A 15,026-nucleotide genomic window follows, 5' to 3' on the forward strand; every position below is an offset into this window, starting at 1 on the left:
CGGAAGGGTTCTGCTTCATATGCAGCCCCTTTCGACCTATAATCTCATGCCAGTGCCCCGCCTCCTGTGCAGCGCCCTTATTGTAGCTACTCCCCTAGCCACCCTGGCCCAAAGCACTAGCCCGCCGCCAGTATATCGGTTCTACAGTGGCATGGCGGCATACGCCAGCACCACCCAAGCGGTGGGCGGCTACCACGGCAGTCGGTATAGTGTGCCCGTGCAGGCCACGCTGGGCTACCAGCTGCGGCCCCGGCTGGCAGTGCAAGTGGGCCTAGCCTATAGCAATGTCAAAAGCAACAACTCGTATACCAATAACTACGTCGATTCTAACGCTAACTTAATCAGCTCTGTGACTACCAGTGACGACATGCGGCGCGTCTTCACTACTTCGCTGCTAGCTCGCTACACCATCACCCGGCAGGCCGCGCACCGGTTTCAGGTAGATGCGCTGGCTGGTCCCTCGTTCACCCATTCGGCTGGCCGCTCTACCTATTCTGAAACGGCCACCAGCCAGGGCAGCAGTAGCGCCTCGTATTCTGACTATTCCTACAACTATAACGACTTGTTAATCAGCGCCGGGCCCAGCTTTCGCTACCGCTTTGGCAAGCACCTGGATGCCATGTACGATGTCCTCCTCAACGTGTCGCTCACCAACAGCATGAATGGAAGCACGGCCATGGCGCTAGGCTTGCGCTACCGCTTTGGCGGGCTCCGCTAGGGCCTCTACCATTTTCCTTTTTAGTAAAAACGGCTTTCCATTTTGAAAAAATAACATCCCGTTCGGCCTGGCGCCGGACGGGATTTTTTATTTATCATACTGTCAATCAATCTATTAATAAAATAAATCTTCTACTCTCCCGACTCGGCATTGGTCTTGGCAATAGGTACACATCCCTCACCTATTAGCCCCTCCCAACATGGCCATTCTCGATAACCTGGCGAAAGCCGCCAAAGACTTTTTCGTCGAGCCCGACGGCGAAGCCTCGGCCGGTTCCGTGCCGGCTCCGAAGCTGGCCGTGCCGGTAATGCCCGCCCAGCCGCTGGCTAGCCTGCCGCCCGGCATGGAGCAGCCCGAGCAGCGCCACCTCGACCACATTGCCGGGCTGCTGGCCGGCGACGGCCGCGACTTCGGCGCCTTCACCAAGATGGTGAAAAGCCTGGCGGCCAGCGGCCTCAGCGGTCCGCTGCTCTACCAAACGGCCTTCAACGCCTTCTCGGCCGTGACCGGCACCGACCTGCCCAGCCTGCTCACCTCGGCCGATAACCTGGCCCAGAAGCTGGCCGACGACCGCGCCAAGGTGCAGGCCCGCCACCGCGAAAAAATGGGCGAGGCTATGCCGCTGCAAGGCCCACCGAGTGCCCTAGCCAAGCTGCGCGAGCAGGAAGCCCAGCTGCAGCAAGCCGTGGCCAGCCTCAGCCAGCAGCTCAACGACAAGACCCAGCAGCTGCAGGAAACCCAGCAGCAGCTGCAGCAGGAAGGCGCCAAAACCCAGGCCGCCCTTGCCAGCTACGAGCTGGCCCACGCTGCTGCCGCGGCCGAGCTGCAAGCCCACCAGCAAGCTACCAAGTCCTTTCTACTCAAATAACTAACCCCCTTTCTGACTTATGAAAACCTTGCTTGCTCCCGACCTCAACTCGACCCTACCCAAGTGGCAGCAGCCCGAAAAAGTAGCCGGCTGGGTGGTGCTGGGCGGCGCAGCTGCCGCTGGCGTGTACTACTGGGGCAAAATCGTGCCCTACCTCGTTGACATCGTGTTTAACAGCGTGAAGCTGGGCTTCGGGCTAGGGGCACTTTTTGTGCTCTTCTTGCTCGGCACCAACAAGCGCATTCAGGCCGGGCTCTGGTACGCCGGGCAGCGCATTCTGCGCACGGCGGCGGGCATTTTCGTGAACACCGACCCCATTGGCATCATGGAAGACTACATCCAGAACACCGAGAAGGAGGCCCGCCAGATGGAAGCGGAGGTCGGCCACATCGAGGGTGCCCACGAGTTGGTGAAGCGCAAGCTCGCCGCCAACGACACCCTGATGAAGGAGTACCTGGCCCTGGCCGACTCGGCCACCCGCCAAGGCGAAAAGGACGCCGCCGAAGCCTACGCCAGCCGCGCCGCCCAAATCCTGGACTACAACCAGCGCCTGCAGCCCATGGCAACAACGACGGCCAACGTGAGCGTGGTGATGCGCCAGATTCTGAAAGCCGCCCTGCGCCAGATAGATGGCAGCAAGTTCAAGGTCGGTCTGCTGAAAGACGAATACGAGCTCGTGAAACGCACCAGCTCGGGCATGCGCGCCGCCATGAACATCCTGCGTGGCGACCCCGACAAGAAGTACTTCTTCGACCTGGCCACCGACCGCGTGGCCCAGGATATGGCGCAGCAGCTCGGCCAGATAAAGCAGGCCATGCGCTACTCGCAAGAGTTTGTGAAAGAGATGGATATCCAGAACGGCGTGATGAGCGAAAAAGGCCAGCGCCTGCTCGACCGCTACCAGAAAGGCGACTTCAACGCCCTGATGGACACCGATAAAAAGCCCATTTCAACCTCCGTAGCCGCCACTAAACAACGCTCCGATGATGCCTATTCTAGCCTGCTTGATTAGTGGATGCCTGGCGCTGCTACTGATTATGGTGCTGCTGTAGCGCGGACTTTCAGTCCGCGACCCACACCGCCCCTAGGCGAGGCCACCTATGCCCGCCACCACCCACTTTCTTTCTAACTACTCTACTGGCGGACTAAAAGTCCGCGCTACATACAATGACAACTCGTGGCAAAATCGTACTCGGTGCCCTCATTTTCGCACTGCTGTACTTTGGCATCAATAAGCTGATTGCCAGCAATAAAATTTTCCAGAAGGCCGACACGCAGTCGGTGCTTCTGAGCTCGATAGAGCTGCCGGTGGCCCCTAGCGGCAGCCGCGCCAACTTAGTGGTGCCGCTAGCCCCCCTGCCCGGCACTGCCCCCGCCGAAAACGGCACCGCAGTGGTCTGGGAAGTAATGGCCTGGAACTCCCAAATGGCCGGCATGCTCGCCAACGGCGGCCCTCGCACAACGATGGGCTCGGCCCTGGCGGCCAACAAAATTGACATGCAGATTACCCGCCAAGACGACGTATCGAAGATGCAGGCTGACCTGGTGAAAAACGCCCTCGACCTGCAAAGCAACCCGCAGACCCCGGGCCTGATTGTGAGCATCATGGGCGACGGAATGCCCGCATTCTCGGCTGTGCAGAGCCAGCTCGAAAAGGCCGGCACCAGCCTACAGATTATTCCCTACTCGGTGGGTAAAAGCTTTGGCGAAGACAAGCTGATGGGCCCCAAGGAATGGCTCGATAACCCCAAGGCTGCGCTGGGCAAAACCATCGCCTGCTACCTGCGCGACGGTGACCACAACATTGCCCTGAAATGGTGCGCCGACAACGGCCTGAAAGTAAACCCCGACGAAACCACCTACGACCCCGAAGCCGTAAATTTCATGGCCGCCAGCGACTTCCTGGTAGCCGCCGAAAAGTACATCGTGGGCAAGCCCGAATCGCGGACTAAAGTGGTGAGCGGCCACAGCACCGGCGTGAAAGTAGACGTCGTGGCCGACGCCGTAGCCACCTGGACGCCCGGCGACGTGAACATCGCCAAGCAAAAGGGGGGCCTAGTGAACATCGTGAGCACCAAGGACTACTCGAACCAGATGCCTAACATCATGGTGACGACCAAGCGCTGGTACGAGAAACACCAGCCCGCTGTGCTGAATATGATGACCGCCTTCGCCGTAGCCGGCGACCAGGTGAAAAGCCACCCCGAAGCTCTGACCCGCGCCGCCGACATCTCGGCCCAGGTCTACGGCGACCAAGACAAGCCCGGCGCATACTGGCTGAAGTACTACAAAGGCACCAGCGAGGCCGACCGCACCGGCAACGTGGTGGAGCTAGGAGGCAGCAAAGCCTTCAACTTCAGCGATAACCTGACCTTGTTCGGCCTCGACAATGGCGGCACCAACATCTACGCCGCCGTGTACAAAACCTTCGGCGACGTGCAGAGCAAGCTCTATCCGAAAGAATTGCCGAGCTACGTGCCCCTAACCAACATGCTCGACCTGACCTTGCTGCGCAAGCTGCAAGCCCAGTACAAAGGCAAGGCAGTGGCACCGGCCGAAACCCAGCAGTTTGCTGCCGATGATGAGATTCGCCGCAGCGTGAGCAAGCGCGCCTGGAACATCGAGTTCAACACCGGCCAGAGCACCTTCACCCCCGCCGCCCAACGCGAACTCAGCCAGCTCTTCGACGACCTCGTAGTAGCTGGCCGCCTGAAAGTGGCCGTGCACGGTTACACCGACAACACCGGTAACCCCACCGCCAATCAGCAGCTTTCGCAGGCCCGTGCCGAGGCCGTGGCCCACTGGCTCGAAACGAAAAGCGCCAGCGCTTTCCCCGAAGGCCGCGTGCAGGTATACGCCCACGGCGCCGCCGAGCCGGTAGCCAGCAACGCCACCGAAGCCGGCAAAGCCCAAAACCGCCGCGTGGAAGTGGTGCTGGGCAACTAGTGTAGCGCGGACTTTCAGTCCGCGAGTGAGCCAATATTCCAGACTGCCTTTTCAAACTTTTTGAATGCCAGCGCGCCGGCGACGATAACAGCCGGCGCGCACGGGTCTACTCGCGGACTAAAAGTCCGCGCTACATACCATGAGCCCTCTCTTCACTCCGAATGCCCACCCGCGCCGCGCCACCTTGGCCGCGCTAGTGGCGGGCCAGGTGCTAGCCTTGCTGGCGCTGTGGCTCTTCTTCCCGCTCCAACTTTTCCCAAGCCTAGCCGATGTATTTCGTGCTCTCGAGGACCTTATCACCACGCAGGGCCTGCTGCCCGAGCTGTGGGCTAGCCTGCTCACGGCGTTTCAGGCGCTGGGCATTGCCACAGTCTTGGCTCTAGGCATTTCCTACCTCACGGCGCTGCCGTTTTTCCGGCCGCTGGCATTTGCCGCCTCCAAGCTGCGCTACCTCACGCTCACCGGGCTCACGTTTTTTATGGCGCTGATGCTCAGCTCGGGTCACCAGGTGAAGCTTTCGGTACTGGTGTTTGGGGCCACGGTATACCTCGTTACGGGCATGACGCGCGTCATCCTCAGCACCACGCAGGAGGAGCTGGACCACGCCCGCACCCTGGGCTTGGGCGAGTGGGGCAGCTTTTGGCAAGTGGTGGTGCGCGGCAAGCTGGCCGATATGCTCGAAGTAGTGCGCCAGAACTTCGCCATCATCTGGACCCTAATCACGCTCGTGGAAACGCTCTATCAATCGGAAGGCGGCATCGGCCTACTGCTTTACAAGCAAAACCGCTACCTGCACCTCGATGGCGTGGTGGCTATTCAGCTTGTCATTCTGGCCGTGGGCGTGGCGCAAGACTATGGTTTTGAGGCATTACGCAAAACGTTTTTCCCTTACGCCGAACTGGGACAGATGTAGCGCGGACTTTCAGTCCGCGAGTGGCGGGTATTCACCGCTGCCTACTCACTCGCGGACTGAAAGTCCGCGTTACTGGGGGCTAAGTAGCTGTAGGGCCACTTTGGCCATTCATCTACCAAACCCGCTTTCACTGGATTTTCGAGCACGTAGCTGATGATGCGGTCTAGTTCACCAGACCTTACCACATGGTCATAGCTTTCGGCTTGCCAAAATGCCCCGCTCAATCCCAACAGCTTATTGGCCTGAAAGCTGGAATAGCCTTTCAGTGTTTGTAAAGTTTTAGCTAGCGGCGGCGCGTCATCAGGCAGGTCTACTACCAGATGAACGTGATTGGGCATGATGCAGTAGCAACGCAGGTCGTAGCCCTTCCTATCGGGATAATGGATGGCTTGCTGCACAATAGCAGCCACGGCGGGCTGCCCGAGCCATGTAGGGCCGTGGGTAGAACCGTCTAGAAGCGCGTCGAAACGACCAAAGTAGCGCTTCTGCTCGGCATAGCGCAGCCCAACATCAGGCGCGCTGCGCTGCTGGGCTAGCTGGGCTTCAGCTTGCAACCGCACTAGTACTTCCTGTGGCAAGCTGCCAGCTAGCCTGAAGGTGATAAAGATTGTCTCTCCCGGTGGCAGCCGATGCGGCAGATACCGCTCATAATAAATCAGGTTCGACATTTCTGTAGCGCGGACTTTCAGTCCGCAACTCTAACATAACTCTTCACTCGCGGACTGAAAGTCCGCGCTACTGCCATGACCACCCTTCCACACTCCTACAAAGACCCGCTGCTCACGCTGCAAGACGTGTCGATGAGCTTCGGCAGCGAGGTAATTCTGCGCGACCTCAACGTGCAGGTGCTCGACGTAATCCGTCCCGGCATGAACCAGGGGCAGGTGGTGGGCATCTACGGGCGCTCGGGCATCGGCAAGTCGGTGCTGTGCCGGCTGCTGGCGGGGCTAGCCAACCCCAGCACCGGCACCGTGCGGGTGGGCGAAGCCCAGCAGCCCGTGCAGCCCGGCGCCGTAGGCTACGTGCAGCAGCGCTACCCACTGTTCAACCACCTCACCCTGCGCGACAACCTGCTGCTGGCCGCCCATCGCAAGCACGCCCCGGCCGAAGCCCAGGCCCGTACCACCGACTACCTCGCCCGCTTTGGGCTGACCGCCCACGCCCGCAAGTACCCGGCGCACCTCTCGGGCGGGCAGCGCCAGCGGGCGGCCATCGCGCAGCAGCTCTTGTGCTCCGACCACCTCATTCTGCTCGATGAGCCCTTCTCGGGCCTCGACGTGGCCATGATTGACGAGGTCAAGAAAATCATCGTGGAAGTCACGACCATGGATGAGCTGAACACCGTGCTCATCGTTTCGCATGATATTGCCACCACCACGGCCCTAGCCGACCGCCTCTGGCTGCTAGCCCCCGAGCGCGACCCCAGCACCGGCCAACTGCTGCCCGGTGCCACCATTAGCCCGCGCCACCAGTACAACCTGGCTCAGCTCGGCCTGGCCTGGCACCCCGATGTGGAAGCCGAGCCCGAATTTGCCCAGTTCGTGGAGGGTATTAAGAACGAGATTCGGGGCAGCTAGCGGTCACCCTCTAGGCCAGCAGCCGCGCCTGCTGGGCCACACTAATGAGCCCCGGCGCATTCTTGAGGGTGGCCAGCGCTAGCTCCCGGGCGGCGCGCTGCCACTCCTCGGGGCTGATGTCGCGGGCTTCGTCGCGCAGCATGTCGGCCACGGACTGCAGGGCGTGGGCTAGGGCCCGGTGGCGCGGATGCACGGCTTGCAGCTCGGCGTAGGCAGCATCCCAGTGCGCCCGCAGCTTCTTGCGCCGCGTGCGAAACACCGATTCTTGCGCGGGCGGGGCTTGCAGCGCATCGAGCAGCGCCACCAGGGGCATCAGCCGGGCAGCCGATTCAACCACGGCCCCGTCGAGGCGCCGCCGCCGCTGGCGCACGGCCGCCCTGAATCGCTGGGTGCGCGGCAACTCGCTTGCGCGGCTAGCCCCCGCTAGCTTCCGAAAACCTACTTGCATAGTCCTGGCATTGAGGGTGGCAAGGTAGGGGGTAATAAGCTGGGGTGCAAAGTCCGTCTGCCACTAACAGAACCTAGCGCGGCTGCCTTAGGACGTTAACGTGGTAGCTAAACCTAAAATCATTCTATTAACAGGAGCTTAGAGGTAGGGCTTAATGCAGCAGTATAGTCCCACCCCAACTAAAGAAATACCAATTACAAGTACATTAATAGTTTCCCAGTCTATAGTGGTGTAGCCAATCACAAAATCCTGTGGCTTTGACGGGTCGTAGAGTATTTGAACGCGTTGCCCAAGGTGAAAAGCAGCGGGATAACTACCAGAATTATAACGTAGTGTTATGGTTTCATAACTAGAATCTGTGAACCTGACTACCGGATACAAACTACTTGAATCAGGGTCATCATCTTGTTCGAGCCTTACAACAGTGCTCTCAGTTCGTAATCCATTTTGAAGTAAAAAAGTCCGTTTGCGATACCGCTCAAATGCGCTATACAAAAAGACACTGCCTATTCCTACTGAGAAAGCAGTAGGAATACCCGCTGAAATGTCGAGCATATAGTTTACTAAAGACTGCTAGCGTATGGATTGATGCTGAGTAATATATGCAAAATGACGAATTTTATAAATGCACTGGAATGCTCGTCTTCTACTCGTCATTAACAAGGAATCCAAATTGGGTGAATAATGCCGCCAAAAGTAGCAGCCTAACCTTGCCGTTCTTTGCCGCAGCGACATAACTCTTACCCAGACATGCCCACCGGAACCCTGCTCCTCATCGACGACGAAGCGCGCTTGCGGCAGCTGCTGGCCCAGGTGCTGGAGCTGGAAGGCTACACCGTGCTGCAAGCCCCCGATGCCTACCGCGGCCTGGCCCTGCTAGCCCAGCACGCCGCCGAGGTGCTGGTGGTGCTCTCCGATGTGAAGCTACCCGATGGCCACGGCGTGGAGCTGCTGCCGCGCTACCGGGCCGCCGCGCCGCTAGCCGAGGTGGTGCTGCTCACGGCTTTCGGCACCATCCCCGACGGGGTGAAGGCTATGAAGCTCGGCGCCTTCGACTACCTCACCAAGGGCGATTTTGAGCAGCAGCTGGTAGTGGTGGTGGAGCGCGCTGCCGAAAAGGCCCGCCTGCAGCGCCGGGTGGCCGAGCTGGAAAAGCGCGTAGGCCAGCGCCACAGCTTCGAGAGCATGATAGGCGAGGCCCCGGCTCTGCGGCGCGCCCAGCACCTGGCCCGGCAGGTGGCGCCCACCGATAGCACGGTGCTGCTCGAAGGACCTACCGGCGCGGGCAAGGAGCTGTTTGCCCAGGCCCTGCACGAGGCCAGCGGGCGTAAGAGCAAGCCGTTTGTGGCCGTCAATTGCTCCGCCTTTCCCAAAGATTTGCTGGAAAGCGAGCTGTTTGGCTACAAGAAAGGCGCCTTTACTGGGGCACTGACCGACAAGAAAGGCTTGCTGGAAGAAGCCACCGGCGGCACCCTGTTTCTGGACGAAATCGGCGAGCTGGAGCTGAATGTGCAGGCCAAGTTTCTGCGGGTGCTGGAGATGCAGCAGTTTACCAAGCTCGGCGACACCAAGGCCACGAGCGTGAATATTCGGCTGGTGGCGGCCACCAACCGCAACCTCAAGCAGGAGGCCGCCGAGGGGCGCTTCCGGCCCGATTTGTACTACCGGCTCTCGGTGTTCACCATCCTGGTGCCGTCGCTGAAGGAGCGGGCTAGCGACGTGCCGCTGCTAGCCGGGTTTTTCTTGCAGCACTTCGCCGCCCGGCTGGCCAAGCGCCTGCCCGGCCTAGCCCCCGAAACCGTGGCCGCACTGCAAGCCTACGCTTGGCCCGGCAATGTGCGCGAACTCAAAAACGTACTGGAGCGCGCCGCCATCCTGGCGCCGGCCGGCGAGCCGCTAGCCCCCGAATACCTGCCCGAAGAGTTTCAGAGCGGCGCCCGGCCCGTCTTATCGGCCGATGATGAAAGCCTGCGGGCCCTTGAAGCGCGCCACATTAAGCGGCTGATGGGCGACTTGCTGGGCAACAAGCCCGAAGTGGCCAAGAAGCTCGGCATCGGCCTGACTACGCTGTACCGGAAATTGCAGGAGTACGGGCTGGAAGAGTAATCCTACCCACTCGCCCATACTTTGCGTCTGTCATTGCCGCGCTCCACTGCGTTGCGCTCGCAATGACAGATGCTATTAGTGGTAGTTTATGAAAAAGCTGTTTCTACTAGGGCTATTCCTCACTTGCGGCACCGTGGCCTTCGCGCAAGACCAAAAGCTCATTGTGCTAGGCGTGGCGCAGGATGGCGGCTATCCGCAAATCGGCGCTGTGCAGGAGTTTGCGGCCGTAGAGTTGGGCCAGCGCCCGCGCCAAAAAGTGGTTTCGCTAGGGGTGGTAGATGAGCAGGCCGGGCAAAAATTCCTCTTCGAAGCCACGCCCGATATGTCCGAGCAGCTCTACGCGCTCAATGAGTATTTGCCCACGCCGGGCACGCTGCCTACGGGTATCTTCCTCACCCACGGGCACATCGGGCACTACACGGGCCTCATGTACCTGGGCCGCGAGGCGCTGGGGGCTAGCCAGGTGCCGGTATACGCCATGCCGCGCATGGTTGGCTTTCTGACGAATAACGCGCCGTGGAGCCAGCTCGTGACGCTGCAAAATATTCAGCTGAAACCACTTGCCAGCGGCCAAGTAATCTCGCTGAATCCGCGTTTGAAAATTACGCCTTTCCTGGTACCGCACCGCGATGAGTTTACCGAAACGGTGGGCTTTGAACTTGCGGGGGCGCACAAAAAAGCGGTATTTATTCCGGACATCGACAAGTGGGCGAAGTGGCCGCAGCAGCTGAGCGAACTCTTAAAGCGCGTGGATTATGCGCTGCTCGACGCCACGTTTTACCGCGATGGTGAAATTGCCCGCCCGATGGCCGAGGTGCCGCATCCGTTTGTAGAAGAAACGCTGCGGCTGCTGCAAAGCCTGCCGCCCGCCGAGCGGGCCAAGGTTTACTTTATCCATTTCAACCACACCAATCCGCTGCTGCAGCGCGACAGCCCCGAGCGCCGGGCGGTGCTGCGGCAAGGGTTTCATATTGCCGACGAAGGCCTCGCGCTGCCTTTGTAATGAAGTGGCCGCCGGGCCGATTACCCCCTAGCCATGTCGCTAAAAATTCAAATTCGTCTGGGCGTGCTGCTCATGCTGGGCCTGCTGCTGGGCCTGGGCAGCTACGTTATTTTCACCATTCACCGGCTCGAAACCGAAACGCCCAGCGTGCAGCAAGCCAACGCGCTGGCGGCCCAGCGGGCGGTGTATTTGTTCTTGATAATCAGCACGCTGCTGGGCATCGTACTGATGGTGCGGCTGCCACGGCTGGTTACGCGCCCGCTCACGCGCCTCACCGCCGACGTGGAGCGCGTGGCCGCGCCCGGCCCCGTGACGCGCGTGGCCGTGACCCGCAACAACGAAATCGGCCACGTAGCGGCGGCCGTAAACCGCGTGCTGCGCCAGGCCGAAGACGAGCGCCGCGCCACCCTGGCCGAGCTCATTACCCAGCGCAACCGCACCGACAGCCTCGTGCGCGGGCTGGATGAGGGCCTGCTCCTCATCGACCAGCACGGCGTTATCGTGCTCGCCAACCCTGTGGCCTGCCTGCTGTTGGGCCAGCCCGCCAAAACCCTGCTCGACCAGCCCGCCGCCGAGGTGGCCCGCCACAACGACATGCTGCGCGAGTGGCTGCGCGCCCTCGACGCGCCGGCGGCTAGCCCCACTCCCACCGACCAAGGCGAGCCTAGCCGGCCCGCCGGGCCCGTGTTTATGGTGCGGCCGCACGGCGAAAACCTGCACTACCAGCTCACGGTGAGCGAGGTAACCGAGCTGAACGAGGAGCTGAAGAAGGCCGTGCCGGCGGGCCACGTCTTTTGCCTGCGCGACGTGTCGGCCTTCAAAAATCTCGACCAGGTGAAGTCGGAGTTTCTGGCCACGATTTCGCACGAATTAAAAACACCACTGGCCAGTATCAACCTCAGCTTGATGCTGATGCAGGACGAGCGCCTCACCGCCGAGCGGCGCCAGGAGATAGCGGGCGGCATTCGGGGCGAAACCCAGCGGCTGCTGGGCATGGTGGGCCAGCTTATTGAGGTATCGCGCCTCGACGCGGGCAAGGAAATCCGCCTCAACCTGGCACCGGTGCCGCTGCCCGAGGTAGTGCGCTACGCCACCGACATTGTGCGCGCCCAGCTCACCGACAAGGACTTGCGCCTGGCCGTGCACCTGGCCGAGCCGCTCCCCTGCGCCCACGCCGATGTGGAGAAAACCACCTGGGTGCTCATCAATCTCTTATCTAACGCCATTCGCTACTCGCCGCACGGCGCGGCGCTCACCATCAACGTGGTGCCCTGGGGCGAAATGGTGCAGCTGAGCGTGGAAGACCAGGGGCCAGGCATTGCGAAAGAATATCACCAGCGCATTTTCCAGCGCTTTGGCGGGGTGCTGGGGCCGGGCGGGCACCAGCGCGGCAGCTCGGGACTGGGGTTGAGTATCAGCCGCGAGTTTATCACGGCGCAGGGCGGGCAGCTGTGGGTAGAGAGCCAACCCGGCGCCGGCAGCTGCTTCACGTTTACGCTGCCGACGGCGGGGTAACTCCTCTCCGTCTGTCCTTGCGAGCGCAGCGCGGCAAGGACAGACGGAGAGGCATAGGAAATATGCTGGTGATTGCCTGGTAAACTGCCTACGCCGCCACCCGGCCCGGCTGGCTGCTCTGGCACTGCATAAGCCAGTCTGTAAGCGGACCTTCTTCGGAGAAGAACGCTACCCGATTGGGGCCAGGCGTGGGGGGCCCTAGCTGAGCCAGCAGGCTGGGCGTGAGCAGGTAGCCCAGACACACGGGGCCATCGAGGCGCTGGGCGGCGCGGGCCAGAAAATCGGCCGCCACCCAGCGACGGTCAGCTTCATCGGGGGCATTGCGGCTGCGTAAGTCGATTTTCCAGCAAGTGCAGTTCACTTCCCGCGCCAGGCGCAGAATGGCGAAGTAGCCCTGCCGCAGCTCGGCCCCCGATACCGGCCGGTGCCAGCGCGCCACCAGGTATTGCACATCGGGGCGGTAGCGCAGCTCCAGAAAATCGGCCTCGGGCTGGAGGTGGTTAGAGGAAGGCACGGTGGTCATAGCAGAAGCAGGTGAGTAACCAACGAGAGATGCTTGTTTCGACGGCGAAGGTTGCGCGAGGTTTAGTTAAATGGGTGAATTGTTCGGCCGGCGGCGGGGCTTTCCAGACCAAGGGGGCGTTTTATTCGGGCGACGATGGGCCGAAACTAGCGCCTCAAGCTGTAGCCTGCGTGAGGCCCCGGCCGTAGCCGCCGGCCCGGCGTAATTTGCTGGTATGATTCGTCGCTTTTTGCCCCTGCTGCTCGCGTTTTCGAGTATTTTACCCGCCGCGCTGGCCCAAACCAAGATTAAAATCAAGACCAAAAATTCTTCCGTTGCCGCCGCACCCTACCCCGACGCGGCCCGCTATCCGCTCAGCCAATATCCGTTCTACCAAGGCCCCGATTTGGGTCTGACGTTCGACCGCGAAGGCCAGGGCACCCTGCGCGTGTGGGCGCCCACCGCCGAAGCGCTGCGCCTGCGCCTCTACGCGGCCGGGGCGGGCGGTGCAGCTACCGCCACCCACCCGCTAGCCCACAGCGCCAGCGGCACCTGGACGCTGACGTTGCCGGCTGGCACTACCGGCTTCTACACCGTGCAGGCCACCATTGGCGGCCGCGACATGGCCGAGGTAGCTGACCCCTACGCCCGCGCCGTGGGCGTAAATGGCCACCGTGGCGCCTGGCTCGACCCCACCACTGCTAGCCCTCCTGGCTGGGCCGAAGACCTGCGCCCCAAAATGGGCGCGCCCACCAGCATCGTGATTGGCGAAGTGAGCGTGCGCGACCTCTCGGCCGACCCGCAATCGGGCATTAGGAACAAGCGCAAGTTTTTGGGACTGACCGAATCCGGCACCACCGGGCCGGGCGGCGTGCGCACTGGCCTCAGCCACTTGCAGGAATTGGGCGTGACGCACGTGCACCTACTGCCCGTCAACGACTTTGCGGCCATTGATGAGAGCGTACCGGCCACATCCAGCCGCTACAGCTGGGGCTACGACCCGCTCAATTACTTCGTACCGGAGGGCTCGTACGCCACCTCGGCCACCGACCCGGCGGCGCGCATCCGCGAGTTTAAGCAGGCCGTGCAAAGCCTGCACGACCACCAGCTGCGCGTGGTGGCCGACGTGGTCTTCAACCACGTGGCCGATGCCGGCACCAGCGCCTTCGAGCAACTGGTGCCCGGCTACTACTTCCGCCACGAGGCCGATGGCAGGCTCTCGAACGCCACCGCCTGCGGCAACGAGGTAGCCTCCGAGCGCCCCATGGTGCGCAAGCTCATCGTGGATGCCGTGGCCCACTGGGCCCGCGAGTACCACGTCGATGGCTTCCGCTTCGACCTCATGGGCGTGCTCGATTTAGAGACAATGCGCGCCGTGCGCGTGGCCCTCGACCAGCAAGACCACAGCATCTTCGTCTACGGCGAGGGCTGGGCCGCCGGCGCCAGCCCTCTGCCCGAAGCCCAGCGCGCCGTGAAGGCCAACGTAGGGCGTCTCAATCGCATCGCCGCCTTCGGCGACGAGCTGCGCGACGGCGTGAAAGGCCACTACGCCCACCAGGCCGAGGCGGGCTTTGTAGGCGGCCAGCCGGGGCTGGAAGAGAGCGTGAAGTTTGGTATTGTGGCCGCCACCCAGCACCCGCAGCTTGCTTATCAAAAGGTAAACTACAGCAAGGCGCCCTGGGCTAGCCAGCCCAGCCAGGCCATCAGCTACGTAGCCTGCCACGACGACCGCGTGCTCTGGGACAAGCTCACCGTGGCCAACCCTACGGCCACCGAGGCCGAGCTTATCCAAATGGATGCCCTGTGCAACACCATCGTCTTCACCTCGCAGGGTGTGCCCTTCCTGCCCATCGGCGACGAGTTTTTGCGCACCAAAAAGGGCTCGTCCAATTCCTACAACCTGCCCGACAGCGTGAACCAGCTCGACTGGAGCCGCAAGGCGCAGTACCGGGCCGTTTTCGCGTTCTACCGCCAACTGCTAGCCCTGCGCAAGGCGCATCCTGCCTTCCGCCTCCCTAGCCAGGAGCTCATCGCGCAACACCTGGAATTCCTGCCCGGCCTGCCCGCTGGCACTGTCGGCTACCAGCTAAAAAACCACGCCGGCGGCGACACCTGGCAGACTATCACGGTGCTCTTCAATGGTTTGCGCCAGCCGGCCACGGTGCCCGTGCCGGCCGGCAGCTACAAGGTGGTGCTGCGCGGGCTGGACATCAACCAAAACGGCCTGGGCGAACCACTGGCGGCTGGCGCGGCTGGGGTGCCGCTAGCCCCCACTTCGGCGCTGGTATTGGTGCAGTAGCGGTTAATTGAGTTATAAATCAGGCCGTCATGCTGAGCTTGTCGAAGTATCTCTACTATGCCGCTAGAGGGTACTAATCCACGTGGCGCGGTAGAGATGCTTCGGCAAGCTCAGCATGACGGCCTTTTGCT

Annotated in this window: 14 protein-coding genes; 10 read left to right on the plus strand and 4 right to left on the minus strand. The window is 61.6% G+C overall.

What is annotated here, in order from left to right:
* Positions 1–46 precede the first annotated feature (46 nt).
* The 5 genes from J4D99_RS13910 (at position 47) to J4D99_RS13930 (ending at position 5,445) form a co-directional block, all read left to right on the plus strand.
* A complete protein-coding gene (locus J4D99_RS13910) occupies positions 47–718 on the plus strand; it encodes an outer membrane beta-barrel protein (protein WP_208132329.1) in 672 nt (223 codons plus the stop codon).
* A gap of 199 nt (positions 719–917) precedes the next feature.
* Entirely contained in the window at positions 918–1,586 is a 669-nt protein-coding gene (locus J4D99_RS13915) for a hypothetical protein (RefSeq protein ID WP_208132330.1), read from the plus strand.
* 19 nt (positions 1,587–1,605) lie between these two features.
* A complete protein-coding gene (locus J4D99_RS13920) occupies positions 1,606–2,598 on the plus strand; it encodes a hypothetical protein (protein ID WP_208132331.1) in 993 nt (330 codons plus the stop codon).
* 155 nt (positions 2,599–2,753) lie between these two features.
* Complete coding sequence (locus J4D99_RS13925; RefSeq protein ID WP_208132332.1) at positions 2,754–4,532, plus strand: OmpA family protein; 1,779 nt, start codon at positions 2,754–2,756, stop codon at positions 4,530–4,532.
* Between the two features lie 139 nt (positions 4,533–4,671).
* Positions 4,672–5,445 carry an ABC transporter permease gene (locus J4D99_RS13930; protein ID WP_208132333.1) on the plus strand — a complete coding sequence of 258 codons (774 nt, stop codon included), beginning with the start codon at positions 4,672–4,674 and terminating at the stop codon, positions 5,443–5,445.
* Positions 5,446–5,486: 41 nt separating this feature from the next.
* On the opposite strand, the gene J4D99_RS13935 is transcribed toward J4D99_RS13930, so the two are convergent.
* Entirely contained in the window at positions 5,487–6,113 is a 627-nt protein-coding gene (locus J4D99_RS13935) for a transposase (protein ID WP_208132334.1), read from the minus strand.
* Positions 6,114–6,188: 75 nt separating this feature from the next.
* Between J4D99_RS13935 and J4D99_RS13940 the strand changes: the two genes are divergently transcribed.
* A complete protein-coding gene (locus J4D99_RS13940) occupies positions 6,189–7,022 on the plus strand; it encodes an ATP-binding cassette domain-containing protein (protein WP_208132335.1) in 834 nt (277 codons plus the stop codon).
* 10 nt (positions 7,023–7,032) lie between these two features.
* Here the strand turns inward: J4D99_RS13940 and J4D99_RS13945 are convergent, their stop codons facing one another.
* Complete coding sequence (locus tag J4D99_RS13945) at positions 7,033–7,470, minus strand: hypothetical protein (RefSeq protein ID WP_208132336.1); 438 nt, start codon at positions 7,468–7,470, stop codon at positions 7,033–7,035.
* A 138-nt stretch (positions 7,471–7,608) separates the two neighbouring features.
* Entirely contained in the window at positions 7,609–8,025 is a 417-nt protein-coding gene (locus J4D99_RS13950; RefSeq protein WP_208132337.1) for a DUF3592 domain-containing protein, read from the minus strand.
* A gap of 195 nt (positions 8,026–8,220) precedes the next feature.
* Between J4D99_RS13950 and J4D99_RS13955 the strand changes: the two genes are divergently transcribed.
* From J4D99_RS13955 to J4D99_RS13965, 3 genes are all read left to right on the plus strand, one after another.
* Complete coding sequence (locus J4D99_RS13955; protein ID WP_208132338.1) at positions 8,221–9,576, plus strand: sigma-54-dependent transcriptional regulator; 1,356 nt, start codon at positions 8,221–8,223, stop codon at positions 9,574–9,576.
* A gap of 88 nt (positions 9,577–9,664) precedes the next feature.
* Complete coding sequence (locus tag J4D99_RS13960) at positions 9,665–10,579, plus strand: MBL fold metallo-hydrolase (protein ID WP_208132339.1); 915 nt, start codon at positions 9,665–9,667, stop codon at positions 10,577–10,579.
* A gap of 33 nt (positions 10,580–10,612) precedes the next feature.
* Positions 10,613–12,094 (plus strand): sensor histidine kinase, encoded by a 1,482-nt coding sequence (locus J4D99_RS13965; RefSeq protein WP_208132340.1) that lies wholly within the window; start codon positions 10,613–10,615, stop codon positions 12,092–12,094.
* Between the two features lie 88 nt (positions 12,095–12,182).
* Here J4D99_RS13965 and J4D99_RS13970 read toward each other — a convergent pair whose 3' ends face one another.
* Positions 12,183–12,617 (minus strand): hypothetical protein, encoded by a 435-nt coding sequence (locus tag J4D99_RS13970; protein WP_208132341.1) that lies wholly within the window; start codon positions 12,615–12,617, stop codon positions 12,183–12,185.
* Positions 12,618–12,831: 214 nt separating this feature from the next.
* On the opposite strand from J4D99_RS13970, the gene pulA reads away from it, so the two are divergent.
* On the plus strand, positions 12,832–14,895 hold the full coding sequence (gene pulA, locus J4D99_RS13975) for a type I pullulanase (RefSeq protein ID WP_208132342.1): 2,064 nt from the start codon (positions 12,832–12,834) through the stop codon (positions 14,893–14,895).
* The last annotated feature ends 131 nt before the right edge of the window (positions 14,896–15,026 follow it).

Origin of the sequence: Hymenobacter sp. BT559 (assembly GCF_017571525.1) — a bacterium.
GTDB classification, from domain to species: domain Bacteria; phylum Bacteroidota; class Bacteroidia; order Cytophagales; family Hymenobacteraceae; genus Hymenobacter; species Hymenobacter ginsengisoli.

What these genes read in the sequence shown, in the direction of transcription:
- J4D99_RS13915 (WP_208132330.1), top strand. Translation starts at nt 918, where the DNA reads ATGGCCATTCTCGATAACCTGGCGAAAGCCGCCAAAGACTTTTTCGTC.
- J4D99_RS13945 (WP_208132336.1), bottom strand. Translation starts at nt 7,470, where the DNA reads ATGCAAGTAGGTTTTCGGAAGCTAGCGGGGGCTAGCCGCGCAAGCGAG.
- J4D99_RS13970 (WP_208132341.1), bottom strand. Translation starts at nt 12,617, where the DNA reads ATGACCACCGTGCCTTCCTCTAACCACCTCCAGCCCGAGGCCGATTTT.
- J4D99_RS13935 (WP_208132334.1), bottom strand. Translation starts at nt 6,113, where the DNA reads ATGTCGAACCTGATTTATTATGAGCGGTATCTGCCGCATCGGCTGCCA.
- J4D99_RS13965 (WP_208132340.1), top strand. Translation starts at nt 10,613, where the DNA reads ATGTCGCTAAAAATTCAAATTCGTCTGGGCGTGCTGCTCATGCTGGGC.
- J4D99_RS13940 (WP_208132335.1), top strand. Translation starts at nt 6,189, where the DNA reads ATGACCACCCTTCCACACTCCTACAAAGACCCGCTGCTCACGCTGCAA.
- J4D99_RS13930 (WP_208132333.1), top strand. Translation starts at nt 4,672, where the DNA reads ATGAGCCCTCTCTTCACTCCGAATGCCCACCCGCGCCGCGCCACCTTG.
- J4D99_RS13920 (WP_208132331.1), top strand. Translation starts at nt 1,606, where the DNA reads ATGAAAACCTTGCTTGCTCCCGACCTCAACTCGACCCTACCCAAGTGG.
- pulA (WP_208132342.1), top strand. Translation starts at nt 12,832, where the DNA reads ATGATTCGTCGCTTTTTGCCCCTGCTGCTCGCGTTTTCGAGTATTTTA.
- J4D99_RS13960 (WP_208132339.1), top strand. Translation starts at nt 9,665, where the DNA reads ATGAAAAAGCTGTTTCTACTAGGGCTATTCCTCACTTGCGGCACCGTG.
- J4D99_RS13925 (WP_208132332.1), top strand. Translation starts at nt 2,754, where the DNA reads ATGACAACTCGTGGCAAAATCGTACTCGGTGCCCTCATTTTCGCACTG.
- J4D99_RS13955 (WP_208132338.1), top strand. Translation starts at nt 8,221, where the DNA reads ATGCCCACCGGAACCCTGCTCCTCATCGACGACGAAGCGCGCTTGCGG.
- J4D99_RS13910 (WP_208132329.1), top strand. Translation starts at nt 47, where the DNA reads ATGCCAGTGCCCCGCCTCCTGTGCAGCGCCCTTATTGTAGCTACTCCC.
- J4D99_RS13950 (WP_208132337.1), bottom strand. Translation starts at nt 8,025, where the DNA reads ATGCTCGACATTTCAGCGGGTATTCCTACTGCTTTCTCAGTAGGAATA.